The sequence below is a fragment of the Sphingomonas sp. 179-A 2A2 NHS genome (assembly GCF_045371305.1).
Lineage (GTDB): Bacteria > Pseudomonadota > Alphaproteobacteria > Sphingomonadales > Sphingomonadaceae > Sphingomonas.
In genome coordinates this window covers 288,863-313,848 of the sequence record NZ_JBIQDE010000006.1, presented here as the reverse complement: position 1 = coordinate 313,848, position 24,986 = coordinate 288,863, and the positions used below count along the sequence as shown (strand labels likewise).

At 66.5% G+C, this 24,986-nt stretch carries 28 protein-coding genes; 10 read left to right on the top strand and 18 right to left on the bottom strand.

What is annotated here, in order from left to right; translation table 11 throughout:
* Positions 1-9: 9 nt before the first annotated feature.
* Genes ACH0AE_RS15245 through ACH0AE_RS15220 form a run of 6 tightly spaced genes read right to left on the bottom strand, consistent with a single transcriptional unit; the run spans position 10 to position 6,547 of the window.
* Complete coding sequence (locus tag ACH0AE_RS15245; RefSeq protein WP_294442561.1) at positions 10-1,086, bottom strand: glycosyltransferase; 1,077 nt, start codon at positions 1,084-1,086, stop codon at positions 10-12.
* Positions 1,083-2,171: a glycosyltransferase gene (locus ACH0AE_RS15240; RefSeq protein ID WP_294442562.1), complete on the bottom strand. Its 1,089-nt coding sequence runs from the start codon at positions 2,169-2,171 to the stop codon at positions 1,083-1,085. Before ACH0AE_RS15240 ends, ACH0AE_RS15245 begins: the two co-directional genes overlap by 4 nt.
* A complete protein-coding gene (locus ACH0AE_RS15235; protein WP_294442563.1) occupies positions 2,168-3,280 on the bottom strand; it encodes a glycosyltransferase in 1,113 nt (370 codons plus the stop codon). Before ACH0AE_RS15235 ends, ACH0AE_RS15240 begins: the two co-directional genes overlap by 4 nt.
* Positions 3,277-4,365, bottom strand: a complete 1,089-nt coding sequence (locus ACH0AE_RS15230; protein ID WP_294442564.1) for a glycosyltransferase family 4 protein — start codon at positions 4,363-4,365, stop codon at positions 3,277-3,279. The genes ACH0AE_RS15235 and ACH0AE_RS15230 overlap by 4 nt, the downstream gene beginning before the upstream one ends.
* Positions 4,362-5,438, bottom strand: a complete 1,077-nt coding sequence (locus ACH0AE_RS15225; RefSeq protein ID WP_294442565.1) for an SDR family NAD(P)-dependent oxidoreductase — start codon at positions 5,436-5,438, stop codon at positions 4,362-4,364. Before ACH0AE_RS15225 ends, ACH0AE_RS15230 begins: the two co-directional genes overlap by 4 nt.
* Positions 5,435-6,547, bottom strand: coding sequence for an SDR family NAD(P)-dependent oxidoreductase (locus tag ACH0AE_RS15220; protein WP_294442566.1), 1,113 nt, complete (start codon positions 6,545-6,547; stop codon positions 5,435-5,437). The genes ACH0AE_RS15225 and ACH0AE_RS15220 overlap by 4 nt, the downstream gene beginning before the upstream one ends.
* A gap of 245 nt (positions 6,548-6,792) precedes the next feature.
* On the opposite strand from ACH0AE_RS15220, the gene ACH0AE_RS15215 reads away from it, so the two are divergent.
* The 6 genes from ACH0AE_RS15215 (at position 6,793) to ACH0AE_RS15190 (ending at position 11,296) form a co-directional block, all read left to right on the top strand.
* A complete protein-coding gene (locus ACH0AE_RS15215) occupies positions 6,793-7,383 on the top strand; it encodes a histidine phosphatase family protein (RefSeq protein WP_294442567.1) in 591 nt (196 codons plus the stop codon).
* A complete protein-coding gene (locus ACH0AE_RS15210; protein ID WP_294442568.1) occupies positions 7,380-8,189 on the top strand; it encodes a TIGR04290 family methyltransferase in 810 nt (269 codons plus the stop codon). The genes ACH0AE_RS15215 and ACH0AE_RS15210 overlap by 4 nt, the downstream gene beginning before the upstream one ends.
* The gene (locus tag ACH0AE_RS15205) at positions 8,186-9,193 is read left to right on the top strand and encodes a glycosyl hydrolase (RefSeq protein ID WP_294442569.1); all 1,008 of its coding nucleotides are present in this window, start codon (positions 8,186-8,188) and stop codon (positions 9,191-9,193) included. The genes ACH0AE_RS15210 and ACH0AE_RS15205 overlap by 4 nt, the downstream gene beginning before the upstream one ends.
* Positions 9,194-9,241: 48 nt before the next feature.
* Positions 9,242-9,643: a hypothetical protein gene (locus ACH0AE_RS15200; RefSeq protein ID WP_294442570.1), complete on the top strand. Its 402-nt coding sequence runs from the start codon at positions 9,242-9,244 to the stop codon at positions 9,641-9,643.
* A 98-nt stretch (positions 9,644-9,741) separates the two neighbouring features.
* A complete protein-coding gene (locus tag ACH0AE_RS15195; protein ID WP_294442571.1) occupies positions 9,742-10,740 on the top strand; it encodes a methyltransferase in 999 nt (332 codons plus the stop codon).
* Between the two features lie 121 nt (positions 10,741-10,861).
* Complete coding sequence (locus ACH0AE_RS15190; RefSeq protein WP_294442572.1) at positions 10,862-11,296, top strand: hypothetical protein; 435 nt, start codon at positions 10,862-10,864, stop codon at positions 11,294-11,296.
* 57 nt (positions 11,297-11,353) lie between these two features.
* On the opposite strand, the gene ACH0AE_RS15185 is transcribed toward ACH0AE_RS15190, so the two are convergent.
* From ACH0AE_RS15185 to ACH0AE_RS15175, 3 genes are read right to left on the bottom strand one after another with little or no spacing between them, the layout of a single operon-like run.
* The gene (locus ACH0AE_RS15185) at positions 11,354-11,659 is read right to left on the bottom strand and encodes a hypothetical protein (RefSeq protein WP_294442573.1); all 306 of its coding nucleotides are present in this window, start codon (positions 11,657-11,659) and stop codon (positions 11,354-11,356) included.
* A gap of 11 nt (positions 11,660-11,670) precedes the next feature.
* Positions 11,671-12,195 (bottom strand): ferritin-like domain-containing protein, encoded by a 525-nt coding sequence (locus ACH0AE_RS15180; RefSeq protein WP_294442574.1) that lies wholly within the window; start codon positions 12,193-12,195, stop codon positions 11,671-11,673.
* 55 nt (positions 12,196-12,250) lie between these two features.
* Complete coding sequence (locus ACH0AE_RS15175) at positions 12,251-13,105, bottom strand: MBL fold metallo-hydrolase (RefSeq protein ID WP_294442575.1); 855 nt, start codon at positions 13,103-13,105, stop codon at positions 12,251-12,253.
* 201 nt (positions 13,106-13,306) lie between these two features.
* Here ACH0AE_RS15175 and ACH0AE_RS15170 point away from each other — a divergent pair, with 201 nt between their 5' ends.
* Positions 13,307-14,860 (top strand): MFS transporter, encoded by a 1,554-nt coding sequence (locus ACH0AE_RS15170; RefSeq protein ID WP_294442576.1) that lies wholly within the window; start codon positions 13,307-13,309, stop codon positions 14,858-14,860.
* Here the strand turns inward: ACH0AE_RS15170 and ACH0AE_RS15165 are convergent.
* Entirely contained in the window at positions 14,857-16,065 is a 1,209-nt protein-coding gene (locus ACH0AE_RS15165; protein WP_294442622.1) for a multidrug effflux MFS transporter, read from the bottom strand. The two genes, ACH0AE_RS15170 and ACH0AE_RS15165, sit on opposite strands and share 4 nt — an antisense overlap.
* Positions 16,066-16,306: 241 nt before the next feature.
* On the opposite strand from ACH0AE_RS15165, the gene ACH0AE_RS15160 reads away from it, so the two are divergent.
* From ACH0AE_RS15160 to ACH0AE_RS15150, 3 genes are read left to right on the top strand one after another with little or no spacing between them, the layout of a single operon-like run.
* Positions 16,307-17,794, top strand: a complete 1,488-nt coding sequence (locus ACH0AE_RS15160; RefSeq protein ID WP_406875849.1) for an ATPase domain-containing protein — start codon at positions 16,307-16,309, stop codon at positions 17,792-17,794.
* Positions 17,791-19,836 carry an ATP-binding protein gene (locus ACH0AE_RS15155; protein ID WP_406875848.1) on the top strand — a complete coding sequence of 682 codons (2,046 nt, stop codon included), beginning with the start codon at positions 17,791-17,793 and terminating at the stop codon, positions 19,834-19,836. The genes ACH0AE_RS15160 and ACH0AE_RS15155 overlap by 4 nt, the downstream gene beginning before the upstream one ends.
* 46 nt (positions 19,837-19,882) lie before the next feature.
* Positions 19,883-20,449: a hemerythrin domain-containing protein gene (locus ACH0AE_RS15150; protein ID WP_294442578.1), complete on the top strand. Its 567-nt coding sequence runs from the start codon at positions 19,883-19,885 to the stop codon at positions 20,447-20,449.
* A gap of 12 nt (positions 20,450-20,461) precedes the next feature.
* On the opposite strand, the gene ACH0AE_RS15145 is transcribed toward ACH0AE_RS15150, so the two are convergent.
* From ACH0AE_RS15145 to coaE, 8 genes are all read right to left on the bottom strand, one after another.
* The gene (locus ACH0AE_RS15145; RefSeq protein ID WP_294442579.1) at positions 20,462-20,953 is read right to left on the bottom strand and encodes an MmcB family DNA repair protein; all 492 of its coding nucleotides are present in this window, start codon (positions 20,951-20,953) and stop codon (positions 20,462-20,464) included.
* Between the two features lie 39 nt (positions 20,954-20,992).
* A complete protein-coding gene (locus ACH0AE_RS15140) occupies positions 20,993-21,583 on the bottom strand; it encodes a cell wall hydrolase (protein ID WP_294442580.1) in 591 nt (196 codons plus the stop codon).
* 204 nt (positions 21,584-21,787) lie between these two features.
* Positions 21,788-22,114 carry a DUF1491 family protein gene (locus tag ACH0AE_RS15135; RefSeq protein WP_294442581.1) on the bottom strand — a complete coding sequence of 109 codons (327 nt, stop codon included), beginning with the start codon at positions 22,112-22,114 and terminating at the stop codon, positions 21,788-21,790.
* Complete coding sequence (locus ACH0AE_RS15130) at positions 22,111-22,587, bottom strand: PaaI family thioesterase (protein WP_406875847.1); 477 nt, start codon at positions 22,585-22,587, stop codon at positions 22,111-22,113. Before ACH0AE_RS15130 ends, ACH0AE_RS15135 begins: the two co-directional genes overlap by 4 nt.
* Positions 22,553-23,035: a PTS sugar transporter subunit IIA gene (locus ACH0AE_RS15125; RefSeq protein ID WP_294442583.1), complete on the bottom strand. Its 483-nt coding sequence runs from the start codon at positions 23,033-23,035 to the stop codon at positions 22,553-22,555. The genes ACH0AE_RS15130 and ACH0AE_RS15125 overlap by 35 nt, the downstream gene beginning before the upstream one ends.
* An 11-nt stretch (positions 23,036-23,046) precedes the next feature.
* Positions 23,047-23,637, bottom strand: a complete 591-nt coding sequence (hpf, locus tag ACH0AE_RS15120) for a ribosome hibernation-promoting factor, HPF/YfiA family (protein ID WP_294442584.1) — start codon at positions 23,635-23,637, stop codon at positions 23,047-23,049.
* A 51-nt stretch (positions 23,638-23,688) separates the two neighbouring features.
* Entirely contained in the window at positions 23,689-24,375 is a 687-nt protein-coding gene (gene dnaQ / locus ACH0AE_RS15115; protein ID WP_294442585.1) for a DNA polymerase III subunit epsilon, read from the bottom strand.
* A 7-nt stretch (positions 24,376-24,382) separates the two neighbouring features.
* A complete protein-coding gene (gene coaE / locus ACH0AE_RS15110) occupies positions 24,383-24,976 on the bottom strand; it encodes a dephospho-CoA kinase (RefSeq protein WP_294442586.1) in 594 nt (197 codons plus the stop codon).
* Positions 24,977-24,986: the final 10 nt, after the last annotated feature.

The window sequence follows — 24,986 nt, the reverse complement described above, 5'->3', positions numbered from 1 at the left end:
GTTTTGTTGTCATGCCGCCCCCGCAACCTGGAGGCGCGAGGCCATCGCCTCGGCGAGATACGCCTCAAGTTCTGCTGCGCGGTGCGACGCGGTATGGGCCGCCAGGACGCGTGCGCGCGCTGCCTCTCCCATCGCGGTCGCGTCCGCGCCTTCAATCGCCGCCACGACGGTGTCTTCGTCGGGCGCGGTCAACATCTCTCGACCGGGCGCGAACAAGGTCTCGATCCCGTCCCAGAGGTCGGAAATGATCGGTGTCCCACAGGCGCCGGCTTCAAACAGTCGGACCGAGGGCGACCAGCCCGCCGCGATCATGTCCGCGCGCGTGACGTTCAGCGTGAAGCGCGAAGCGGAGTAGAATACGGCATGGTCGGCAGGCGGCAAATGCTCGATCCGCTCGACATTCGCGGGCCAATCGATGTCCGCGGGGTATTGCGGGCCAGCGACGACGAAGCGCCGCTGCGGCAGCGCGCGCGCCGGCGCGAGCAACAACCGCTCCAGCGTCGGCTGGCGATCCGGGCTGTAGGTGCCGAGATACGACAGGTCCCACCGCTTGGCGGCGCCCGTTGGGGCGTACAGGTCAGAATCGACCGAGCAATAGAGCGCGCGGGCGGCGGGTGAGCCGTAGGTTTCCTCAAGCAGCTCCAGCGTCGGGCCGCCCGTGAAGGAGAGGTAAACGTCGTATCCGGGAATGCCTTCGGGCGAGAGATATTCGAAGTCGCCGCGCGCAAGCTTCGCCAGCGTCACCGGCGTGTCGATATCGTAGAAGGCGGTGACGCCGCGCGCCTTCTCCTGGACGAAGCGCCCGACCGCGACACCGTCAGGCACATAGGAGCCGACGATCACCGCATCGGCGGCGGCGATCTCGCCGCTCCATCGCGTGAGATCATCGAGATCGGCATAGAAGGCGAGCTGGCAGTAATCGGGGTTCGCGAGATCGCGCTGCCTGGCGTACCACGGCACGTCGCGCTCGAGGAACAGGATGTCATGCCCGCGCGCGGCGAAGGCCTTGAGCAGCGCGCGGAACGTGGTGGCATGACCGTTCCCCCAGGAGGAGGAAAGGCTGAGGCCGAGGACGACGAGCCTCATGCCGCTTCTCGCTGACGCTGGGCATGGGCCTTGAACAAGGCGTCCACCTGCGCGCCGCGCAACGTGTAAGTGTGTTCCGCGAGCACGCGGGCGAGCGCTGCCTGGCCGATTGCCTGGGCGCGTTCCGGCGTGAGCGCGGCCAAGTGATCGGCGACGTCCTGACCGTCACGAGCGACGAGCACTTCGGCGTCCGGCTTCAGGAACTGCTCAATCCCTTCCCATGCGTCGGTGATGAGGCAGGCGGCGGCGCCGGCCGCCTCGAACACGCGGGTCGCGGGCGAGAAGCCGACATTGGCCATGCTGTCTCGCGCCACGTTCAGCACCGCCTTGGGCGTGCAATTGAAGGCGTTGTGCTCGGCCGTGTAAACATGGCCGCGGTGCCGAACATTGGCGGGCATCTGCTTCGTCTCCCAGCCGTTGCCGCCGATCAGGAACTGGCGACCGGGAAGCGCGGCGGCGGGCCTGAGGAAGAATTCCTCCACCCGTGCCTCGCGATCGGGCAGGCGATTGCCGAGGAAGGCGAGATCGCAGGCGAAGCGCGGATCCGGCGCGACCGGAAAGTGCGTCGTCGGATCGAGCGCGTTGTAGACGGGGATGCACTCAGCCGCGCCGAAACCGCGATAGGCATCGATTACCGGCGGGCCGCCGCCGTACGTGAGCACCACGTCGAGATCGGGCAGCGCGGCGCGCACCGGATGTGCGGGATCGGCGCGCATCTCGTCCAGCGTTGCGGCGGCGTCGACATCCCAGAAGATGCGCAAGGCGCCGGGGCGGGCCTGTGCGATGATCCCTTCGAGCAATTCGCGATCGAACACGCCGACACCGTTCGCCTTGACGACGATGTCGGCGTCACGTGCCTCCGCCAAGACACCGCGCATCGCTTCTTCGGTGGCGGGGTAGACGACCGAGCGGGCCCATTCGGGCGGGTCGATATCGCGGTGCTGTTGCCGGTCGAACGCGTCGGGTTCGTAGAAGGTGATGTCGTAGCCGCGGGCGGCGAGATCGCGCAGGATGCCGCGATAGTAGGTGGCGGCGCCGTTCCAGTAGGAAGAGAGCAGGCTGGATCCGTAAAATGCGATCTTCACGCGGATTTCCTTGCGGGTTCGGGCGCAGCGAGCGTGGCGATGATGGCGAGCAGCTCGTCGACGCGATGCGCGCAGGTGTGACGGGCGCGGATCGTTTCGAGGCCGTTGGCGACGAGCGCCGCGCGCAAGGCCGGATCTTCTCGAAGTTGACGCAAGTGAGCAGTCATCTCGGCGGTGTTGGAGGCGAGAAGATAATCCTGGCCGGGGCGGAAAAGATGTTCGGCATCGTCCCACGGGGCGGAAACGAGCGGGATGCCGCAGGCGAGCGCCTCGAACACGCGGATCGTGGGGATGCCAGGCAGGATGGTGGAATAATAGCGGCGCGGCACGTGTACGGTGGCTAGGTGGCGCGCGAAGATCTCCGGCGCGCGGGCGTTGGACGCCCAGCCGCGATAGGTGACGCCGTAGCGGGCGAGCAGCGCCTTCGCGTCATCGGGATAGCGCACGCCGTAGATGTCCAGCGGCAGGGCGGCATCGCGTGCCGGGCGGAGGAGAAAATCCTCGATCTCCTGCGTGCGTTCGCCATCACCCCAGTTTCCGACCCACACGAGGCCTTCGCGCGGGCCCTCGGCCGCTGGCGGTGTGAAGTGGCGCGTGTCGGCGGCCTCGTGCCAGGTCCAGACACGATCACCCCAGCCCCAGCGGCGATAGACCTCGGACAGGGTTTCGCCGAATGCGAGGACGCCGTCATAGCCAGAGAGATCGAAGGCACGGATCGCATCGGGATCGCTGACGGCGCGGTGGTGCGTATCGTGGAACAGGAGCGTGAAGCGGCCGCCGCGGGCGCGCAGCGCGCCGATCGCGGCGACGAGCGCCGGCTCGTTCCATTCGTGGACGATGACGAGATCGGCGTCGCCGACCAAGTCGGCCGGATCGGTCGCGGGATCGAAGCTGTCCGAGGCAAGATCGGGATAGGCAGCGTGATAGGGATCCAGCCCCGCCTCGCCGGCGTCGGCCAGCAAGTTCGCGAGGCTCCAGTTACCTGTGGGCTCAAGCGCGCGCACGTCATGGCCGCGCGCCTTCAGATCGCGCAGCACGCCGCGCAGGAAATGCGCGTTGCCATGGTTCCAGCACGAAGCGAGCGAATGGGTGAAATAGGCGATCTTCATGCCGCCACCTTCGCGCGTGCCGCCACCGCGCCATCGAACAGCGCATCCATCGCCGCGGCGAGGCGGACAGGCGTGAATTCCAGCGCGCGGCGGCGCGCGAGCGTGCCGCGCAACCGGCGGTCCGCGGGCCCCGCGACGAGCTCCGCCACCGCGGCGGCGAAACCGGCGTCATCCTCGGCATCGACGAAGATCGCAGCGCCGCTCCACAACTCCCGGAAGGTGGGAATGTCGGACAGCACCAATGCGCAGCCGGCGAGCGCGGCTTCGAGCACGGCGAGGCCGAACGGCTCGTACCGCGCGGCGGACACGAAGATCGGGCGCGCGGCGAGATGCTCCGCGATTCCCGCGTCATCGAGCTGGCCGAGCAACTCGAGATGATCGAGCGCGAGGAACTGGCCCTTGGCATTGCGCTGCGCGCCGGCGGCGCGGAACGGGATGGCAAGTCGCGCGGCGGCGCGATCAAGCGTCGCGACGTTCTTCGCATCGTCCCACAAGCGACCGGCGGTGAAGGCGGCGTCCTCGGGAGCCTTCGGCGGCAATTCAAACGCCGCCCGCCCGTTGTGGACGACGTTCGGGGCCGTGGTGAGGCGGTAGCGTTGCTGTAGCGCCGCCGCGAAGGCATGGCTTGGCGCAACGACCCGATCCGCGCTTTCGAGGCCGCGCTGCATCAGATCGGTCTGCCACGCGAAATCGGCGGGTTCGGGCGCAGCGCCGAACATCGCCTGCCACCAAGTTCCGACGCAGCTGTGCGCCGTGGCGACGACCGGCACGGTGAAGGCAGCGGCAGCGAAGGCGGGCTGGTTCACCTGCACCACGTCTGCACCGTGCTGCTCAGCGAGTCGTGCGATCGCGGCGCCGGTTTCCAGCACGGCGGCAGCGTCGCTGGCCGTCCAATCGAGCGGGAGGCCGGTGTCGAGCAAGGTGATGTCGCTGCCGAGCGTAGCCCGCTGCGTCGCCGAGGCCGGCGGGCCGAGCGTCGCGATCGTCACATCATAGCCGCGCGGTTGAAGTGCGCGGGCGAGTTCGGTGGCATATTGCCACACGCCGCCGACGCTGTCGGCGGTCATGAGCAGCCGGCGCGTCATGCGGCGGCCACGTTGGGAAGGCCGATCGGCGCGTTGATGCCGCGCGCCTCGGCGAGCCAGCGTGCCAATGCCGCGACGCCGCTACGCCAATCGACCTTTGGCCCGAGCCCAAGCGCGGACTCTGCCGCGCGCGTATCGGCCACAAAATAGCGCTGGTCGCCAGCGCGCCAGTCCGAGAAAGAGACATCGACCTCGCGGCCGATCAGATCGCCGATATAGGCGAGCAGCAAACGCAGGCTAATGGCATTGTCCGGCCCGCCGCCAAGGTTGAAGGCGCGTCCGGCGATCGCATCGATGTCCCGCCACGCGGCTAGATACGCGGCGACGGCGTCCGACACTTCCAGAATGTCGCGGACCTGATAGCCGTCGCCGTACAGCGTGATCGGCTTTCCTTCGAGCGCGCGGATTAGGAAATGCGCGACCCAGCCCTGATCTTCCGTGCCCATCTGGCGCTGGCCGTAGATGCAGCTCATCCGCAGCACGGCGGTGCGCAGGCCGAAGCTGCGCGCATAATCGAGCACATATTGATCGGCCGCGCCCTTGGAGCAGCCATAGGGCGTGTGGAAATCGAGTGGCCGCGTCTCGCCGATGCCATACGCCCGGGTGGCGGGATCGGCGGGGCGATAGGCCTCGCCCTCCAGCACGAAGTCCACGTCGGCGAGATCGCCATAGACCTTGTTGGTGGAGGCGAAAATCAGCGGCGTTTCGGGCGCGCGGGTGCGCAGAGCCTCCAGCAGACCAAGCGTGCTCGCGATGTTGATGGCGAAATCGTCCCGCGGATCGACCATGCTGGTGGTGACCGCGACCTGCGCGGCGAGATGAAACACCGCCTTGGCGCCGGCAGCCGCATCGGCAAGCTTCGCCTCGTCGCGGATGTCGGCGATGATCGGCCGGATGCGATCCCCGTGGCGCTGCACCAGCCACTCGAGGTTGGTTTCGACGCCCGCGCGGGACAGCGCGTCATAGACGATGACGTCATGCCCCGCCGCCGCCAGGCGATCGGCGAGGTTCGAACCGATGAAGCCAGCGCCGCCGGTGACGAGGACTGGTCGTGGATCGGCCTCGTCCGTCATGCGACGAGACCCCGCGTCTCGAGCTCGGCGCGCATCTGTTCGACACGGTCCTGCGCCGTCTGCTGCGCGACCCATTCGGCGAGTTCGGCAAGGCCGGCCTGAAAATCCTGGCTGGCAGTGAAGCCGAGCTTATCGGCGGCATAGCTCGTGTCGCAGAAGCAATGACGGATGTCGCCAATCCGCGCCTTGCCGACGATCTGCGGCGCGATATCGTTCTTGCCCATGGCCCGGGCGAGTTCGGTGGCAACCTCAGTGACGGAGCGATCCTTGCCCGAGCCGATGTTGAACGTGCCGCCTGCCGCCTGCGGGAGAACCAGCGCATCGGCAAAGGCGCGCGCCACATCCGTCACATGGACGAAATCGCGGCGCTGCTCGCCATCCTCGAAGATCATCGGCTGCTGGCCGTTGAGCAGGCGCGAGGCGAAGATCGCCAGCACGCCGGTGTACGGATTGGAAAGCGCCTGGCCGGGGCCATAGACGTTGAAGAGGCGGAGGCAGACGCCCTCCATCCCGTAGGGCGCGGCCATGATGTGGGTGGTGCGTTCCTGCACGTACTTGTTGAGCGCGTAGATCGAGCTGAGGTTCGGCCGCTTCCATTCCGGCGTGGCCATCGGCACCAACGGGCGGCCCTGTCCGTCGACCGGTTCCCAGTTGATGAGCCCGTCACGCAGGCCCTTTCGTTCGGCATCCTCGACCGTCGCGCCGTCCGCATCGCGGTACAGCCCCTCGCCATAGATGCTCATCGAGGAAGCGGTGACGACGCGGCGCACCGGCTTGTCGATCAGCGCCTCGAACAGGACGGCCGTGCCGACATCGTTGGTCGAGGTGTAGCGTTCGACCTCGTACATCGACTGGCCGACGCCGACTTCGGCGGCGAGATGGATGACGCTGTCGACACCATCGAGCGCGCGCGAAACGGCCGCCTTGTCGCGCACGTCGCCGCGGACCAGCTCCGCCTCCGAGTTCAGCATCTGCGACCCGTCGGTTTCACCGTGCACCTGCTCGATCAGGGCATCGAGCACGCGAACCTGATTGCCGCGGGCGAGAAGTTCGTCAGCGACGAAGCGCCCGATGAACCCTGCGCCGCCGGTGATCAGAACCTTTTCCATCCGCCCTCCCACGGGTCCGCAACGGCCGTTCGCTTGACAGCGAACAGCTATTCCGACCAGAAAACCCCAAGTTCAGCCGGAAACATCTTCTTCATCTTCTTTGTTCCGCAAATTTCTTAGAAGAAGCAGGAAGTTAATCTGGATCAAGTACATTAATCAGGGACGCGGCTTTCTCAGCGGAACATTGGCACTCGTGCGATGTTGCTGCTTCTATGTTGATCCTCGATTTCGTGTGCGCCTGAGGGATGGTCGTTTTCCTCGTGCGGCACGCCAGCCATGACGAGCTCGGCCGGGTGCTGAGTGGCCGATCCGACATTGCCATCAACGCAGCCGGCCGCGCCGAGGCCGGGCGGCTGGCAAAGCATCTGGCAGGGCGGCTGGCAGGCACGACGATTGGTGCGATCCACACCAGCCCGCGGCAGCGCGCCCGCGAAACGGCAGCGATCATCGCCGACGCACACGGGCAGAGCGTGGAGAACGCCGATGAGCTCGACGAGATCGACTTCGGCAGCTGGTCCGGCCAGCCGTTCGATGCTTTGGCCGGCGATCCGGCGTGGCAGGAGTGGAATGCGCGACGCGGCACGGCGTCGACACCGGGGGGCGAGGACATGAAGAGCGCGACGGCGCGCGCGGTGCGCCATATCGAGGCGGCAGCCGGCGACGTGCCATTGGTGTGCGTGAGCCATTGCGACGTGATCCGCGGGATCGTGGCGCATTATCTGGGCCTGGACGCTGACCGGCTGCTGTCGTTCGACGTGGATCCCGCGTCGCTGACGGAGATCGCGCTGCATCCGGGCGGCGGGCGGGTCGTCTCGATCAACGAGCGCGCACTGTGAGCGAGCTGCGCAGCCGGGTGGAGGCGCTGGCGCCGTGGTTCCACAATATCGATCTGGGCGATGGTGTCGTCACCGCGCCCGATCACTTCCTGGGTGATTATCCACGCTTCAAATTCGAGCGTTTCGCCCATGCGCTGCCGGCGGATCTCAGCGGCAAGACGGTGCTCGACATCGGGTGCAACGCCGGCTTCTATTCGGTGGAGATGAAGCGGCGCGGAGCGGCGCGCGTCGTCGGCATCGACAGCGACGATCGCTATCTGGCGCAAGCGCGGCTGGCGTGTACGGCCCTTGGCTTCGACAATATCGAGTTCCGCAACCTCTCCGTCTATGACGTCGCGGCGCTGGGCGAGCGGTTCGATCTCGTGATCTTCATGGGCGTGCTGTATCACCTACGGCACCCGCTTCTGGCGCTGGACCTGATCCGCGAGCATGTCGCGGGAGACATGCTGCTGTTCCAGACGATGCAGCGCGGATCGACCGAAGTGGCCGACGTGCCGGAGAACCACCCCTTCCACATGGAAGGGACGTTCGAGCCATCGCCGATCTTCGACGAGCCCGGCTATCCCAAGATGCATTTCATCGAGCGGCGCTACGCCGATGACTGGACCAACTGGTGGGCGCCCAACCGCGCCGGATCCGAGGCGATGCTGCGCGCCGCGGGGTTCACCATCGAAGAGCAGCCGGAAGACGAGGTCTATCTGTGCCGGGTCGCGCCCGTGCCCTACGCCGACTGGGGCGGGCAGGCGGCGGTCTATCCGGCGAGGGGCGCAACGCCCGCACACCAGACAGCGGAGGGGGATGCATGATCGAAGCGGCGATGATCTGGAACGAGCCGAACAACAAGTCTCACTGGGATCCGGCGATCGACCCCGACTGGTCGAAATTCGCCGATCATGTGGTCCGCGCCGGGAATGCGATCCATGCCGTCAATCCCGCCGTGACGCGCGTGCTGGGCGGCATGTCACCGATCGACCCGCACTGGCTGCGCCGGATCGAGGACTATGGCGCGCTGGACGCGGTCGATGCGGTGGCGGTGCACGGCTTCCCGCTGGACTGGAACCTGTGGCCGATTGCCGCCTGGCCGAACAAGATCGCCGAGATCGAGGCGGTGACCGACAAGCCGATCTGGGTGACCGAGGTCGGTGTCAGCTCGTTCGGGGCGGAGGAAGTGCAGGTCTTCGGGCTGGAGAAGACCGCTGCGCTGCTGAAGCACCGCGTGCCGCGGATCTTCTGGTATTCATTGTTCGACCTGCCGGTGAGCTGGGGAGCGGAGACGCGGCACCGCGAGGCGGAAGGATCATCCTATTACCGGCATTTCTACCTCGGCATGATCCGCGAGGACGGAACGCCAAAGCCAGCGCTGGAAACCTATGCCGCGCACGCCGCCGACATCGGCCTGATGCAATGGTTCCACTTCGAGGACCCGCGGCTGGACGAGGCGGTGAGCTGGATGAAGCGGCTGGGCACGAAGCGAATCCGCACCGGGCTCTCGTGGGCCGACAGCTTCCGCCCAAATGCGGTCGACTGGTTCGACCGGCAGATGGAGGCGCTGGCGGATTTCGAGGTGACCGTCACCTTCTGCTTCACGCCGGCGCATCTCGGCGTTGCGCCGCATCACACCAGCCCGGCGGCGGACCCGCAGGGCTTCGCGGACTTCTGCGCCTGGATGATCGACCGCTATGCGCAGGCCCAGCCGGCAGCGACGGTGACGCCGATTACCGCAGGAGAGGTAGCGGTCGACGCATCGCCCTTCGCGACGCTGCATTTCGACCGCGACGAGCGGCTCGCGGGCGAGCGGAGCGTCGCCTGAGCGATGTGGTCAGCGCTGGTTCACAACGATCGCGGCATGAGGCGAGGCATGCGCACGATCATCCCTGCCGCGATGGCGGCCGCCGCCGTTCTTGCCACGCCCGTAGTGGCGGCCCCGCGGGACACGCCCGAGGCCCAGCTGCAGAAGATGCTGGCGGGGCGGGTGGCGGGGAAGCCGACGCGCTGCATCCCGCTGTCCGCCATCAATTCGAGCGAGATCATCAACGGCAAGGCGATTGTCTATCGCGCCGGCAGCACGCTGTACGTCAACGAGCCGCGATCGGGCGCGCAGCAGCTCGACCAGAATGACGTGCTGGTGACGCGGACGATCGGTACGCAGCTGTGCAGCATCGAATCCGTCCAGCTGGTCGATCGCAGCTCACGCATGCCGAGCGGCTTCGTCGTGCTGGGCGATTTCGTGCCTTATACCAAGGCGAAAGCAGCGAAGTGACTGCCCGGCGGGCTTGATCCTGATCAGCGAGTTTGCCGGGAACGTAGCGGGCCCCTGTCCGGTTCGATCGGCATCCATTGACTGGCCGATCAAGACGCATGACCACAACCCAGATACAACCGATCGACGCGCAGCAAACCCAACAGCAGCGTGACGCGCTGCTCCAGCTTCTGACGCTGCTGCGCGACCATCATTACGATTTCTTGGCGCCGACCCCCGCCTCGCACGAACGGGTGCTGGCGCGGCCGGGCCGGCAAAGCGGCAGCACGACCGAGGACCTGCTCGGCTGGAACGTGCCGTGCCGCAGCGACGCCATGGACGAAGCAGTGACCGCAGCGCTGGACGCCGCGGGGCTGCTCGAGCGAGACGACGACGGCTTCGTGAAGGCGGGCGTGCGGGTGTCAAGGCTGTTCGACTGCCTGTTCGTTCATTCCGCCTTTCCGACGGCCGCGAAGGATTCGGTCTTCCTCGGCCCCGACAGCCATCGCTTCGCCGATTACATCTCGCGCAACATCGCCGGGCTAAAACCAGGTGCGAAGATCCTGGATTATGGCGCCGGCGCCGGCGCGGGCGGGATCGTTGCCGCGACGCTGCATGGCGACGCGACGTTGACGCTGGCAGACATCAACCCGAAGGCGCTGGCGCTCGCCTCGGTCAACGCGACCGCAGCGGGCGTGGAACATCACACCGTATCCACAAAATCAGTAGGCGACGTGGACGGGCAGTTCGACCTGATCGTCACTCATCCGCCCTTCATGATCGACCGCGACCGGCGCGCCTATCGCGACGGCGGTGATCTTTACGGCGGGCAATTGTCGCTCGACTGGACGCTGGCGGCGATCGAGAAGCTGACGCCGGGCGGACGCTTCCTGATGCACACCGGCGTCTCGATCGTCGAGGGCCGCGATGTGGTGCAGGAGGCGCTGAGCGAGGCGATGCCGGCGATCGGCTATCGCTACGACTATCGCCTGCTGGATCCCGATATCTACAGCGACGAGTTGGAGAACGAGGTGTACGCCGAGGTCGACCGGATCGCCGCGATTGGCCTGTGCGTGGTGCGCGATCCCGCGGCCGGGCCAGTGACGCAAACATCGTGATTCAGGTTAGTCGCCCCCGAGTTTCGGGAACCCGGCCGCGCACCCGCCGCTTCCCTTCTCGACCGCTTTGAACACCGGACCCCGAAGCCGATCCGCGTTAATCACCGCAGGAGCGACGATAATGAACGATCCCGCTACCCGCCTCTACGGCACGGCCGCCCCGTCCAATCGCCAGGACGCCGCGCTGAACGGCATACGCGGCGAGGGTGTCGCGGATGTCGATGGCCCGGGCTATCACCGCACGGTATTGCCGGAGGACCAGCCGGCAATCGAGGTAGAGGAAATCTCCGGCGTGGCTTTTGCCGAAGCCAGCCGGATGGTGGCGTCGCCGCATGCTGCTGCCACGCCGGTTGCGTCCGTCGGCGGATGGGCGCCGGCCGATCACCCGCTGCCGGACACGCCCCGTGCGCCATCGCCGTGGCCGTGGATCGCGGCCTCGCTCGCGCTCGGCTTCATGATCGGGCGACGCCAGGGCGCCTCGGCACGCGCGGCGAACGAGCGGGCATTGGCGGCGGAGCGCGCGAACCGGCATGCGCTCGATCAAGTCCTGATCTGACGCACAAGCCGCTTGTCGCGCGTGCCGGGGCGGGCGCCCCGGCACGCGCTGTTGCCGTCAGCGGCTCGCCTGGTTCTTGCCGGCGCCGGGCTTCCAGGCACCGGGCTTGGTTGGCGGATCCTCCGCCGCACCGGCGCCGCTGCCACGCGCCTCGCCAGTCACAGGGTCGACCGACGCGCGTGCGCCGGCCCCCTCCCCGCCCTCGGCCGGATCGGCGTTCACGGCGCCGGCAGGGTCGGCGCGGCGCATCTCCTCCTCCCGCTCCCGCGAATAGGATTGGCCGAAGAGGCCGACATCATGATCGAACGAGTTCTGCGGCGTCTGCCGCTCCGGGTCGACGGCTGGGTGATCGGTGCGTTCCATGGCGGCTCTCCTCAGGCCTTTGCTGTCGACGCGCCGGATTCGGCGTAGAGCGAGGCATAGCGCCGGGTGACGAGCGGCAAGGATTCATCGATCCACTGGGCCATCGCCTGTTCCTCGCCCAGAGATTGCTGGAGCAGCGGCGCGACCTGCGCGAAGCCGCCATCCTCGGCGAGAATGAGAAGCGACTTGTAGGCGGCGATCTCGAAATGCTCGAAGGCGTAGTTGGCGAAGCTGTTCTTCACGATCTCGTCACCGGCCACCGAATGGGTGAGCGCGGCCATCCCGCCCGACAGGCTAAGCCCCAGATCCTTGAACGCCGAGGCGCTGGTGCCGAGGGTGGCGAGAATCTCGTCAAGCCGGGCGATCTGACCGTTCGTTTCCTCGATATGCGCGCGCAGGCGATCGGCCACCTCAGGGTAATGTTCGATCCGCGATACCTGCGGCGTCATGATCGAAAGCGCCTGCTTTTCCACCGCGTGCGCGTTGACCAGACCGGTCACGAACAATTCGCGAAGCGTGTCCTGCTGTGTTGCCATCTGTCTTCTCCTCCATGGGGGGTGTTGTTGCGGTTGAAGGGTGATCGGGGACGGATCAGAGCGGCGTGCCGGCCTGGCAGCGTTCGAGTTCGACCGGATCGTGTGCGCAGGTGATCGTCACCTCGTCGCGCTTCTCGATTGACAGGAGGCGGAGCCGTTCCTGGTTGCGCAGGCGGCTCGTTGCATCCGTCTCCATCAAACGCTGGTAGGCACGCAGCCCCGGCGTGCAGCGGCGGCGCGCCTGGCGCATTTCGCCGCGGTAGAAATAGGCGTCGCCAGCGTGGAGCAGCCAGCGGCCGTCGTCGCGCCGGACGGCGACGCCGGCGTGACCCCAGGTGTGGCCGGGCAGCGGCACGAGCAGGATCTCGGGCGGCAGACCCACGAGACCGCGCACCGCATCGAAGCCGAACCATGGCTCGCCCGGCGCGCTGTAGCAGCGCCATTCCGCAACGCCGTTCAGCTGCGGCGGGCGCCAGCGATTGCGCGCGACGAACCCTTCGTGCGGGCTGGTTGCATCGTCATATTCGCGCTGCATCACATGGACGGTGGCGGCGGGGAAATCCTCCAGCCCGCCGGCGTGGTCGAAGTCGAGATGCGTGACGACGATGTGGCGGACGTCGGCCGCGTCATACCCCAAGGCTTCGATTTGGCGGATGGCGGTTTCGCGTTCGCGCAGCTGGATGTTGAGCATCGCGCGCCACGGGCGCGGCACGCGGGGATCGGGCGATGCATGGGGGTGCGCAACGTCACGCAGGCCAAAGCCGGTGTCGACCAGCACCAGGCCGTGCGCGTCGGTTTCGATCAGCAGGCAATGGCCGACGATCGTGCCGAACGGGCTGACGCTCCGGCCGTCGAACAGCGCGCCGCCGAGCGGGCAATCAGTGCCGCAATTGAGATGGTGGATGCGCAACGCCGTCCCCTTGAATGAGGCGACCGGGCAGGCCGGGCCCCAAAACGAGCCACCGCACCCGGCGTTTGGCCTCCTGAAACGGACGAGGGCGCGGTTAGTCGCTTCGCCAGCGCAACGAAGCGCCGGCTTTTTCAATGATTTAGGTTAAGAAGATCGGCCCCTGCGCCCGAAACCGCTGTGCTGACGGCACGTTCTGGCGCCGTGACGACACTCTTACCCGAGGCAGAGATCACCGAGCGGGAGCGTGCGCGCGGGCTGCGGCTGCTGGTGATCGAAGCCGCCTTTTCCGGCGGGGCGGCTGCGCTCACCTCCGGCGTCATCCTGACAGCATTTGCGCTCCATCTTGGCGCGTCGAACCTGATGGTGGGCGTGCTGGCGAGTATCCCCTTCCTGGCGCAGCTGCTGCAGGTGCCGGCAATCGGGCTGGTCGAGCACTGGCGACGGCGCAAGCAGATCGCCGTCGTCACCAGCGTGATTGGCCGGGCGATGCTGGCGGTGATGGCGGCAGTCGCGTTCTTCACCGGATCAGGGCCCCTGATCGTCTTCTTGGCGGCGCAGATGATCCTGTGCGGGTTGGGCGCGATCGGTGCCTGCGCCTGGAATTCGTGGATGCGCGATCTTGCGCCGGAAGAGCAGCTGGGCAGCGTCTTCGCCAGGCGGACGGTATGGCTGACCGGGATCGGTCTGGTGCTCGGCCTTGCCGCTGCGCTGGCGCTGGACCTGACGCCCGCCGGATCGCGAGGGCGCAACCTGGTGTTCGCGGGGATGTTCGCCGCTGGCTGCATCACCGGGCTGATCAGCGCGCGGATCGTGGCGGCGATGCCGGAGCCGTTGATGCCGCCCGCGCCGGGCCCGATCAACCTTGGCGCGCTGCTGCGCCAGCCGCTGCGCGACGAGAATTTCCGCCGTTTGCTCGTTTTTGTGGCGAGCTGGCAGTTCGCGATCAACCTGGCGACGCCCTTTTTCACCGTGTTCATCGTCCGCCAGCTGCGCTTCGACCTCAGCTTCGTCATGGTGCTGAGCGTGATCAGCCAGATCGCCAATATCCTGGCGCTGCGCCTGTGGGGCACGCTGAGCGACCGGTTCGCCAACAAATCGGTGCTCGCGCTGTGCGCGCCGACCTATATCGTGGCGATCGTCGGCATGATCGGCGCCTCGCAATTCGCTGACCCGGACGTGGTGAAGCTCTGGCTGGCGTTACTCCACATGATCATGGGCGCCTCGATTGCGGGCGTCACGCTGACGAGCACCAACATCGCCCTGAAGCTCTCCCCCAAGGGATCGGCGACCGCGTATGTCGCCAGCGCGGCGCTGGTTACGGCGATCGCGGCTGGGCTGGCGCCGATCCTGGGCGGGCTGCTTGCCGACTTCTTCGCTGCCCGTCAGTTCGAACTGGTCGCGCGCTGGAGCGGCCCGAACGGCGTGTTCGCGTTGCCGATCGTGCTGACGCAGTGGGACTTCTATTTCCTGATCGCCGGGATCATCGGCGTCTATGCGATTCACCGCCTGTCGCTGGTGCAAGAGCGCGGCGAGATCGAGCGGCGCGAGATGGTGGGCCATGTGCTGATCGAGACGCGGCGGACGATCCGCAATATCTCCAGCGTCGCCGGCCTACGCGCGGCCACCGACCTGCCGGGCGCGCTGGTGCGCGATGCCCGGCTGCGCGTGCGCCTGCGCCGTGCGCAGCTGGCGCGGCGGCGGCATCGGCAGCTGGATCAGGCCTATGCGGATGCCGGCTTGGGCGACGCTTTCTAGCCGCCGACCGCGCGGCGATCGCGCGGGTGGAAGAGCTGCCCGCCTTCGACGACATAGATGATCGCGAGCACGGCGAGGCCGATGCACAGATAGCCGACCGCGAGCGGCATGGTGGTGCCCGCATAGGCCTGGCCGATCGCGGAGCCGACGATCACGGCGCCGATGCTGGTGATGAAGCCCTGCACCGAGGATGCGGTGCCGGCGATATGGCCGACCGGCTCCATCGCCATCGAACCGAAGTTCGATCCACACAGGCCAATGCACGTCATGCTGAGCGCCTGGAAGAAGATATAGGTGGTCAGCGTCTCCCAGCCTGCCTGGATCACCAGGATATGGGCCAGCGACAAAGCGATGAGGCCGAGCACCGCGCTTTGCGAGATGAGGCGAGTACCTAGCCGTTCCACCAGTCGGCTGTTCGCGAAGGCGGCGAAGCCCATCGCGCCGGCGCAGATCGCGAACAGCCAGGTGAAGCGGTCCCCCGCCCCGAACTCGTCGACGAAGATCTGCTGCGAGGACGAGACGAAGGCGATGATCCCGCCGAAGGTGAGCGAGGCGGCCACGGCGTAGCCGAGCGAGAAGCGGTTCGAGAGAGTGAGCGCGTAGTTTTCCCGCAGGCGGGAGAGCGAGATCGGCACGCGGCGCGATACCGGCAGCGTCTCAACGAGCCGGATCGCCGACCAGCCGAGCACCACGGCCGCGAACCCGCCGAGCACGTAGAAGATGAAGCGCCACGGCCCGAAGGCGAGCAGCCCCTGCCCGAGAGACGGCGCAAGGATCGGCACCAGGAAGAAGATCATCTGCGCCATCGACATGGTGCGCGCCATCTGCCGGCCGGACGAGCCATCGCGGACGATGGCCACCGCCAGCACGCGGGTGGAGGCCGACATCAGCCCCTGCAGCATGCGCGCGCCGAGCAGCGCCGGAAAGGTCGCGGAGCTTGCCGCGAAGATGCTGGCCGCTACGAAGCCGGCGAGGCTGGCGATCAGCACCGGGCGGCGACCATAGCGATCCGCCATCGGCCCGTAAAACAACTGCGCTGCGCCGAAGCCCAACATGTAGAAGGTGATCACCCACTGGCGGTGATTGGCGGCGGTGACGCTCAATTCGTTACCGATATCCGCCAAAGCGGGCAGCATGAGATCCACGCCTAGCGCGTTGACGGCCATCAATGCCGCGATGAAGGCAACAAACTCACGGCGATTCATGCCGGCGGGCGCTGGGTTCGGCGTCATGGGGCCGCCTATCCACTGTTGCTACCGAAGCAACAAGGGAAGCCTTGCCTCCCTTTCGATAGAAGCGCCGCGCGTTCTGGTCGAAGCGCCAGTTCTGGTGAGTTTCCTGACGCCGAAGCTTGGCGGAGTACATCGCGTCACATCTCTCCCGTGGCGACGCGAACTTCCGACTGCTAGTTGCGTTGACGACAGGTGCAACGAGGAAGGTGACTGAATGGCGTACGCTGGCTCGCGCGACGCACCGACCGGCATCGCGGGCTTGGATGAAGTGCTTCGGGGCGGCCTGGAGCGCAGCCGGACCTTCTTGCTGGAAGGCCAGCCGGGCACCGGCAAGACCACCATTGCACTGCAATTCCTGGTTGACGGCGCGCGGGCGGGCGAGCGGTGCCTCTATATCACTTTGTCGGAAACCGAGGACGAGCTGCGCTCCGCCGCGGCGTCGCACGACTTTTCGCTCGAGGGCGTGCATGTCTACGAACTGATCCCACCGGAGAATCTGCTGGACGAGAACCAGCAGCAGAGCCTGCTCTATTCCTCCGACCTCGAACTCAGTGAAACCGCGAAGCGGATCTTCGAGATCTTCGAGGACGTGCGGCCCGAGCGCGTGGTGCTCGACAGCCTGTCGGAAATCCGGCTGCTGGCGCAAAGCTCGCTACGCTATCGCCGCCAGATACTCGCCCTGAAGCACTATTTCGCGCAAAGCCGCGCGACCGTGCTGATGCTCGACGACCTGACGAGCGACGTGAACGACAAGACGGTCAATTCGATCGCGCACGGGGTGGTGCGGCTGGAGGAGCTGGCGCCCGAATATGGCGCGGAGCGGCGCCGGCTGCGCGTGATCAAATATCGCGGGCGCCGCTATCGCGGTGGCTTCCACGACTTCGCGATCGAGACGGGCGGCGTGCGCGTCTTCACCCGGCTGGTGTCGGCCGAGCACAAGGGCGGCTTCGCGCGCGAGGCGCTGTCGACGAGTTCGCCGCAGCTGAACGCACTTCTAGGCGGCGGGATCGATCGTGGATCGAGCGTGCTCATGCTGGGCCCCGCGGGCACCGGCAAGTCGCTGCTGTGCCTGACCTTCATCAAGACGGCGATCGAGCGCGGCGAAAGCGCGGCGATGTTCGTCTTCGACGAGGAGCTTCAGCTGCTGATCCAGCGCGCGTCGGCTCTCGGGATCGATCTTCAGGGCTATATCGATGACGGCAAGCTGGTGCTGGAGCAGGTGGACGCCGCGGAGCTGACCCCCGGCGAATTCTCCTCTCGCGTCCGCGCCTGCGTCGAGCAGCGTCATGCGCGCACCGTCGTGATCGATAGCCTCAACGGTTATCAGGCCGCCATGCCGGGCGAGCAGGCGCTGGTGCTGCACGTCCACGAACTGCTGCAATATCTCAACCGCCAGGGCGCCACGACCTTCCTGACGGTGGCGCAGCATGGGCTGATCGGCGAAATGCGCTCGCCGGTCGACCTCACCTATATCGCCAATACGGTCCTGCTACTGCGCTATTTCGAGGCGCACGGCCGCGTGCGCCGCGCGATTTCAGTGATCAAGAAGCGCACCGGCATGCACGAGGATACGATCCGCGAATATCAGATCGGCGGTCGCGGCTTTACGCTGGGCGAGCCGCTGCACGCCTTCCAGGGCATCCTGCGCGGTGTGCCCGAGGTGCTTGGCGACGTGCCCTTGCTCAGGCGAAGCGACGCGTGACCGTTACCGCCGTCTCTGAACGCGCATTGATCCTGGCACCGCATGGCCGCGACGCGGCCGTCGCGGCGAGCATGCTGTGCGAGGCGGGGATCGCGGCGACGGCCTGTCGGGGCCTGGGCGGCCTGGTCGATGAACTGGGCCGCGGTGCGGGCTTCGTCGTCATGACGGAAGAGGCAGTCGCAAACGTCGATCTGCGCGCAGTCGTCCGCTGGATCGAGGAACAGGAGGAATGGTCCGACCTGCCGATCATCCTGCTGACCACACGGGGCGGCGGGCTGGAACGCAATCCGGCGGCGGCGCGGCACCTCGATATCCTGGGCAACGTCACCTTCCTCGAGCGACCGTTTCATCCGACGACGCTGATCAGCCTCGCGCGTTCGGCATTGCGCGCGCGGCGGCGGCAATATGAAGCGCGTGCACGCCTTCTGGCGTTGCGCGCAAGCGAGACCCGCTTTCGCACCCTGTTCGATACGATGGACGAAGGCTTCTGCGTCATCCAGTTCTTTGACGGGCCGCACGGGCCGCTCAGCGACTATGTCCATGTTCAGGCCAATCCTGCGTACGAACGCCATGCCGGTATCCCCAACGTGGTGGGGCAGAAGGTGCGCGAGATGGTGCCCGAAGAGGCGGACGACTGGGTGGCGCTGTATCGCGACGTTCTCGTCACCGGCAACGCCATCAGGTTCAATCGCGAGCTGGTGGCGACCGGCCGGCACCTGGAGCTGGCCGCGTTCCGCGTCGAACCCGAGGAGCGCCGCGAAGTCGCAGTTATTTTCCAGGACGTGACCGAGCGGCGGCGCGCCGAGTTGGCGCTGCGCGAACTGAACGAGACGCTGGAACACCGGATCAGCGAAGCGATCGCAGAGCGCGAACAGGCGCTGGCGCAATTGCACGAGGCGCAGAAGCTGGAGACGATCGGCCAGCTCACCGGCGGTGTGGCGCATGATTTCAACAATCTGCTGACACCGATCACCGGAACGCTGGACCTTCTCGAGCACCGTTACGGCGATGATCCACGGTCAGCACGGCTGATCGACGGGGCGTTGCAATCCGCCGAACGCGCCAAGACACTCGTGCAGCGACTGTTGCAGTTCGCGCGGCGCCAGGCGCTGGAGAAGCGTCCGGTCGATACCGGTGCGCTGATCGAGGGGATGCGCGATCTGATCGCGAGTTCGATCGGTGGCCAAATCGAACTCGACATTCACGCGCCCACCGGGCTGCAGCCGGCGCTGGCCGATCCGAACCAGCTGGAGCTCGCCATCCTCAACCTGTGCGTCAATGCGCGCGACGCAATGCCCGACGGCGGGGTGCTGAGCCTGTGCATCGATCAGGTGGAGATGGACTGGGGCACCTCCCCTGCCCTGTCGCCCGGCACATACGTGCGTATCGTGGTGATCGATGATGGCGAGGGCATGGACGAAGAGACGCTCGCCCGTGCCGTGGAGCCCTTCTATTCGACCAAGGAGCGCGGCAAGGGCACCGGGCTTGGCCTGTCGATGGTGCACGGCTTGGCGGCGCAGCTCGGCGGCACCTTCGTATTGTCGAGCAAGCCGGGCGTTGGCACGCGGGCGGACCTCTATCTGCCCGCCGCCACGACGATTGCCGGGGTAACGCATCATCGCGGGCCGCAGCGCGCAACGGCGAACAGCCGGCCGCTGGCCATCATGCTGGTCGATGACGAAGATCTGGTGCGTGCCGGCACGGCCGAGATGCTGCGCGATCTGGGCCATAAGGTGACCGACTTGCCGGGGGGCGCGGAGGCGCTTGCCGCGCTTGACGCTGGCCTCATGGTGGATGTGGTGATCACCGATTACATGATGCCGCGCATGAATGGCGGTGAACTGGCGGAGCGGCTGCTGGCGCGGCGGCCTGACCTGCCCGTGCTGGTGGTGACCGGCTATGCAGGTGGAGACCTGGAAATCGCCCTGCCCCAGCTCGCCAAGCCCTTCCGCCAGGCCGATCTTGCCGCTGCGCTGGCTGACCTGACCGAACCGACACGACATACCCCGGTCGAAGCAGCGATTCCGCAGACAGGAACGTAGCGCCGCACCTGTCGTTACCGGTTCAAGCAACACGGGAGCGAAGGACATGCCGAGCGCCAAGGAAGCGAAATCATCGACCGCCCGGACGATCGCCATTGGCGCGGTAGGCGGCGTGGCGGCAGGGTTGCTCGCCAATCTTGCGCGAAAGGCCGCCGTCCAGGCACCGAGTGCGCTGGCCGGCAATTGGGACAAGGCGCTGGCCGCGGAACACGCCGCCGCGCTCAAGATCTTCGACCTGCTGGAAAAGACCACCGAGGAGGATCCGGTGAAGCGCGCGTCGCTGCTCGCGCAGCTGAAGCATGCGGTGGGCAAGCATGCCTGGCAGGAAGAGAATGTCATCTACACGATGATGCGCGACCACGGGCTGACCGAGGCGGCGGACCATCTCAACCACGAACATGGTTATGTGAAACAATATTTCTTCGAGCTATCGGAGATGCCGAAGACGGATCCGGCGTGGCTGCCCAAGCTGGGCGAATTCCGGACGCTGATCGAGAAGCACATGGAGGAAGAGGAGCGCGACATCTTCCCACGGCTGCGCGGCCAGCTGAGCGAGGCGCAGAACAACCATGTGACGGCGGTAATGAACAAGGAAGGATTGCGGCTCGCGTAGCGCGCCGCCGCCTCACCAGCCCTGCACCGCCTCCGGATCGGACAACGCAACGAGCCGCCGCGCGGCGCGGCGCGCAAAGGCGAGGGTGCATTTCTTGCGCGCGTGGGTGTTCATCGCTTCCGTCTTCGCCTCGCGCACCACGGCGGCATCATAGCGATCAGCAACGATCAGGCCGGTGCGTTCGGGAAGGAACGCCTCGCCGGCGATGGGTGAATGATCAAAGCCTGCCGGCACCGCCCAGAAGAAGCGATCACAATGCGGCAGATAATCCTGCCACTTGTTGTCACCGAGCAGGTCGGCGCGCGACACCTTGATCTCGATGATGGTGATCTGGCCGCGCGCGTCTAGCGCCATCAGATCGACCCGTCGGCCGCCGTCGAGCGGCACCTCTCCCATGGCGACAAGCTCATGCCGCAGCAGAAGCCTTGTCACGCCGCGCGCGACATCCGCGGCACAGAGTGGAGAGAGGGGATCGTCTACACAGGTTTCCGGCGTGGTAAGCACGCAAGAAACCTTAGAACAATTCAGGAACGTTGAAAAGCCTTAGCGATAGAAGACGTGGTTGCCGATCGAGGCAACCTTGCGCAGGCTCGCCGCCGGGGCACGCCCGCGGTTGAAATACAGGGCGCGTTCGGCCTGGCTCTCCCATGCGTCAGCCAGCGCGACGCGCGCCACGGCGACTGCAGTGCGGTACGAACGGCTGTTCTCGTCAATGGCGGGGATGCGACCGCCGCGCACGAAGCCGAACTGGCCACGCTGGGTCACCACATCGCAGACGTCCGACGGGAAGCGGCCCGACTTGGACCGGTTCAGGATCACGTCCGCCACCGCGAGTTGACCCGAAAGGGGCTCACCACGCGATTCGTGGTAGATCGCACCGGCGAGGCACTGGATCGCCTCGTCGTCGCCATCATGGGTCGGCTGCGCTGCGACTGCAGCAGCAAGCGAGGGATATGCAACCGTATCGCCCGTCGCGAGTTCATCAGTGACAGGGCTGGTCGGTGCAGAAACCGGTGTCGACTGTTGCCCGGTAATGGGCACCATCGTCGCGGTGGGCAGCGGGAGCGTGGGCTCAACCTGAGCTGCAAGGCCAGCCGTGCTCTGCACGCCGAGGCCGAAGAAAGACACAGTCATGGCCACCGCAACGGCGGCCCGCGAAAAGAACGACATTCTAAACAGTCAAAGGCGGTGGGTACGCGGAAGCGACCGCATGCTCCGTGAACGGAACATCGATCGTCCGGGATCCCCCCGACTGCGTCACCGCACGGATCGCACCCGCCGCGGCACAACGCTTGAAAACGATGGCCGGCAGGTCGCCGCGTAGCCGTCTAGAGTCAATTACCCGAGGATTGTTTCAGCGGCGAACCGTTCGGAGTCCGCGATGTCCAGAGCAACTACCCATAGATCAGGGTCGCGCGAACGGCGCTTCTTCCAATAATCATCAGGTGAGTCGCTGCTACCTTCAACGGGGCCGCAGGGAACGAGCGTATCATTACCATCAAAGTCTATGCGCCGCTCGAGCAGCCGGCCTTCCTGTTCCAAAACAAGGAGAATGGCGCCGGCATCGGGATCGCCCCGCGCGAGGATCACGGCGATCCCGCCGGCGTCATTGACCCGCCGCAACAAGGCGCCGACGACGAGATGAGTCGGCAGGCGTGCGATCACGCCGTGCGATATCCGGGCAGGGACGCGAGGGGGATGCGGCTGCGCATGAAGGTACCGGTGCCGCGGGCGACCTCCTCGCCATCCGCCGCGATCAGCCGCGCGTCGCCAACGAATACGCGGCGCTGACCGCTGACCCAGCGCCCCTCCGCCACCACCGGACCAGCTGACAGCGGACGGGTGAGGACGAGGTTGAACTGAGTCGTCAGCAGGAAGCGATCGGTGATGAGGCTGTTGCAGGCGTAGAAGGCCGCATCGTCGAGCATCTTGAAATAGGCGGTGCCGTGCGCCGCGCCGGCGGCATGGAAATGCTCGGTCGAGATCTCGAAGCTGATCCGCGCCACGCCCGGCTCCGGGATCGACAGGGTGGAGGCGAACAGGCGGTTGATCGGGGCGGCGGCGTAGAGCGACTCGAGCGCACGATGGTGCGCTTCGGCGCCTTCAGGCCGCGTCACGCGCGTCACTCCCCGGCTCATCCGCCGTCAGCAGCGCATAAAGCGCGTCGCGCGATCCGGCGCCGCGCAGCTTCGCGACGAACGTGCGATCGCGGAACCGGCGCGATACGCGTGCCAGCGCCTTCAGGTGATCGGCGCCGGCCTCCGGCGGGGACAGCATTGTTACCGCGATGTCGACCGGCAGATCGTCGACCGCCTGGAAATCGATCGGCTGGGCGAGACGGGCAATGACGAGCACGATGCGCGGCAGGCCCTTGATCCGGGCATGGGGGATGGCGACGCCGCCGCCAAAGCCGGTCGAGCCGAGCTTCTCGCGCTCGAACAGGGCGGTCGCCACGTCCGTGGCGTCAAGATCCAGTGCCGGGGCGGCGAGCGCCCCGAGCTGCTGGAACAGATTCTTCTTATTGGTCGCCGCCACCCCGACGACGATGAGGTCGGGGTGGAGGAGGTCACTCAAATCATGGGACATGTCGTTCGGCGTTACTCCGCGCGCTGCGGCTCGACCCAACCGATCGTTCCGTCGCCGCGCCGATAGACCATGTTGTACGCGCCCGTCCCGCTATTCTTGAACAGGAGCGCGGTCGTGTTGCGCAGATCGAGCATCATCACCGCATCGGACACGCTGGCGTCCGGCACGTCGACACGGGTTTCGGCGATGATCGGGGGCGCATCCGCCGCCTCGTCCTCAGTCGTCTGCTCGGCGAACAAGGTGTAGCCGGCATTGCCATTGTCATAGGCGCCGCTCTCGGCGATCGCCTGCGCCTCACCGGCGTTGCGGTCCTTCAGCCGGCGCATGTAACGGCGGAGCTGCTTTTCGATCTTCTCCGCGGCGCCATCAAAGGCGAGATGCGCGTCGAACGCCTCGTGCCGGCCCTTCAACACCAGGCCCTGCATGACGTGGGCGACGATATCGCAGCCAAAACCGCCTTGCTGCGGGCCCTTGTTGAACGTCACCTGCGCGGAGATGGCGCGGCTGAAATACTTTTCCGCAATGCCCTGCATCCGGGTCTCCACATGATCCTTCAGCGCGTCGCCAGTTTCGACCTGGTGACCAGAGATGCGGATTTCCATTTATTCTCACTCCATAGACTGGCCCGGCGTGGTTCGCCGGAGCGTTGGGCGTCATCCGGACGCCGCGGCCCCCCAGATTGGATTCTTCACCCGAGTCATGAACGCGGCATGCGCGGCAAGTTCCGCATCGCTCGCTGCGAAATGTCGCGCCGGGCGTGCAATTCGCGGCGTTGCGCTGCGCGTGTCGGCTTCCTCGACCACCAAATCGCTGACCAGCGAGAGGCCGATCTGCCGCCCGCCGCGCAGCTCGACATAGACCTGCGCGAGCAGCTGAGCGTCGAGCAACGCGCCGTGCAGCACGCGGTGCGAACGGTCGATGCCGTAGCGCGAACACAGAGCGTCGAGCGTGAGCTTGGCGCCGGGATGGCGCTGCTTGGCGAGCGCCAGGGTATCGACCATCCGCGTCATGCAGATCGGATCGCGGCCGCAGCGGCCAAGCTCGCCGTTCAGAAAGCCGAAGTCGAACGAGGCATTGTGCGCGACGAGCGGCGCATCGCCGATGAAGGCGATCAGCTCGTCCGCCACGGCGTGGAACAGGGGCTTGTCGGACAGGAACACGTCCGACAGGCCGTGAATCGCGAAGGCGCCGGGCGGCATGGCACGTTCCGGGTGGAAATAGGCGTGGAAGGTGCGCCCGGTTTCGACCCGGTTGACCAGTTCGACGCAGCCGATTTCGACCATCCGATCCTCGCCGAAGGTGAAGCCGGTGGTCTCGGTGTCGAAAACGATCTCGCGCATCACGCGATTATCGGCCCTTCGCCTCCGTGAGGCAAGCAATCACCCGCCGAACATGGCCGCGCGTTTCATCGAGCGGCACATCCGTCGGGATGACGAAATCGGCACGCGCGCGCTTCTCGGCATCGGGCACCTGGCGGGCGAGAATCGCATCGAACTTCGCTTCCGACATGCCCGGCCGCTCCAGCGTGCGTCCGCGCTGCACGTCTGGCGCCGCCGAGACGACGGCGACCTTGTCCACCCCGCGCTGCCCGCCGGTTTCGAACAGCAAGGGCACGTCGAACACGACGAGCGGGGCATCGGCGTGGCGGGCGAGGAAGGCGGCGCGCTCCTCGCCCACCGCGGGGTGGACGATCGCCTCCAGCGCCTTCATCGCGGCATCATCGCCGAGCACCGCCTCGGCTAGCGCAGTGCGGTTCACGCCAGTGTCGCCGGTGGTGCCGGGGAAGCGCGCCTCGATCGCGGCGACGACACGGCCGGCCGGGCCCTGCAGCTTGTGCACTTCGGCATCGGCATCGAACACGGGGATGCCTTCATCAGCGAACATCTTCGCCACGGTCGACTTGCCCATGCCGATGGAGCCGGTGAGGCCGAGCTTCAGCATTCTCTCTCCC

Bases quoted from the DNA above. Each gene is read 5' to 3' on its own strand.
- ACH0AE_RS15245 (WP_294442561.1), bottom strand. From the start codon at position 1,086: ATGAGGCTCGTCGTCCTCGGCCTCAGCCTTTCCTCCTCCTGGGGGAAC.
- ACH0AE_RS15235 (WP_294442563.1), bottom strand. From the start codon at position 3,280: ATGAAGATCGCCTATTTCACCCATTCGCTCGCTTCGTGCTGGAACCAT.
- ACH0AE_RS15230 (WP_294442564.1), bottom strand. From the start codon at position 4,365: ATGACGCGCCGGCTGCTCATGACCGCCGACAGCGTCGGCGGCGTGTGG.
- ACH0AE_RS15225 (WP_294442565.1), bottom strand. From the start codon at position 5,438: ATGACGGACGAGGCCGATCCACGACCAGTCCTCGTCACCGGCGGCGCT.
- ACH0AE_RS15220 (WP_294442566.1), bottom strand. From the start codon at position 6,547: ATGGAAAAGGTTCTGATCACCGGCGGCGCAGGGTTCATCGGGCGCTTC.
- ACH0AE_RS15215 (WP_294442567.1), top strand. From the start codon at position 6,793: ATGGTCGTTTTCCTCGTGCGGCACGCCAGCCATGACGAGCTCGGCCGG.
- ACH0AE_RS15205 (WP_294442569.1), top strand. From the start codon at position 8,186: ATGATCGAAGCGGCGATGATCTGGAACGAGCCGAACAACAAGTCTCAC.
- ACH0AE_RS15200 (WP_294442570.1), top strand. From the start codon at position 9,242: ATGCGCACGATCATCCCTGCCGCGATGGCGGCCGCCGCCGTTCTTGCC.
- ACH0AE_RS15195 (WP_294442571.1), top strand. From the start codon at position 9,742: ATGACCACAACCCAGATACAACCGATCGACGCGCAGCAAACCCAACAG.
- ACH0AE_RS15190 (WP_294442572.1), top strand. From the start codon at position 10,862: ATGAACGATCCCGCTACCCGCCTCTACGGCACGGCCGCCCCGTCCAAT.
- ACH0AE_RS15185 (WP_294442573.1), bottom strand. From the start codon at position 11,659: ATGGAACGCACCGATCACCCAGCCGTCGACCCGGAGCGGCAGACGCCG.
- ACH0AE_RS15180 (WP_294442574.1), bottom strand. From the start codon at position 12,195: ATGGCAACACAGCAGGACACGCTTCGCGAATTGTTCGTGACCGGTCTG.
- ACH0AE_RS15165 (WP_294442622.1), bottom strand. From the start codon at position 16,065: ATGAATCGCCGTGAGTTTGTTGCCTTCATCGCGGCATTGATGGCCGTC.
- ACH0AE_RS15160 (WP_406875849.1), top strand. From the start codon at position 16,307: ATGGCGTACGCTGGCTCGCGCGACGCACCGACCGGCATCGCGGGCTTG.
- ACH0AE_RS15150 (WP_294442578.1), top strand. From the start codon at position 19,883: ATGCCGAGCGCCAAGGAAGCGAAATCATCGACCGCCCGGACGATCGCC.
- ACH0AE_RS15140 (WP_294442580.1), bottom strand. From the start codon at position 21,583: ATGACTGTGTCTTTCTTCGGCCTCGGCGTGCAGAGCACGGCTGGCCTT.
- ACH0AE_RS15130 (WP_406875847.1), bottom strand. From the start codon at position 22,587: ATGAGCCGGGGAGTGACGCGCGTGACGCGGCCTGAAGGCGCCGAAGCG.
- ACH0AE_RS15125 (WP_294442583.1), bottom strand. From the start codon at position 23,035: ATGTCCCATGATTTGAGTGACCTCCTCCACCCCGACCTCATCGTCGTC.
- hpf (WP_294442584.1), bottom strand. From the start codon at position 23,637: ATGGAAATCCGCATCTCTGGTCACCAGGTCGAAACTGGCGACGCGCTG.
- dnaQ (WP_294442585.1), bottom strand. From the start codon at position 24,375: ATGCGCGAGATCGTTTTCGACACCGAGACCACCGGCTTCACCTTCGGC.
- coaE (WP_294442586.1), bottom strand. From the start codon at position 24,976: ATGCTGAAGCTCGGCCTCACCGGCTCCATCGGCATGGGCAAGTCGACC.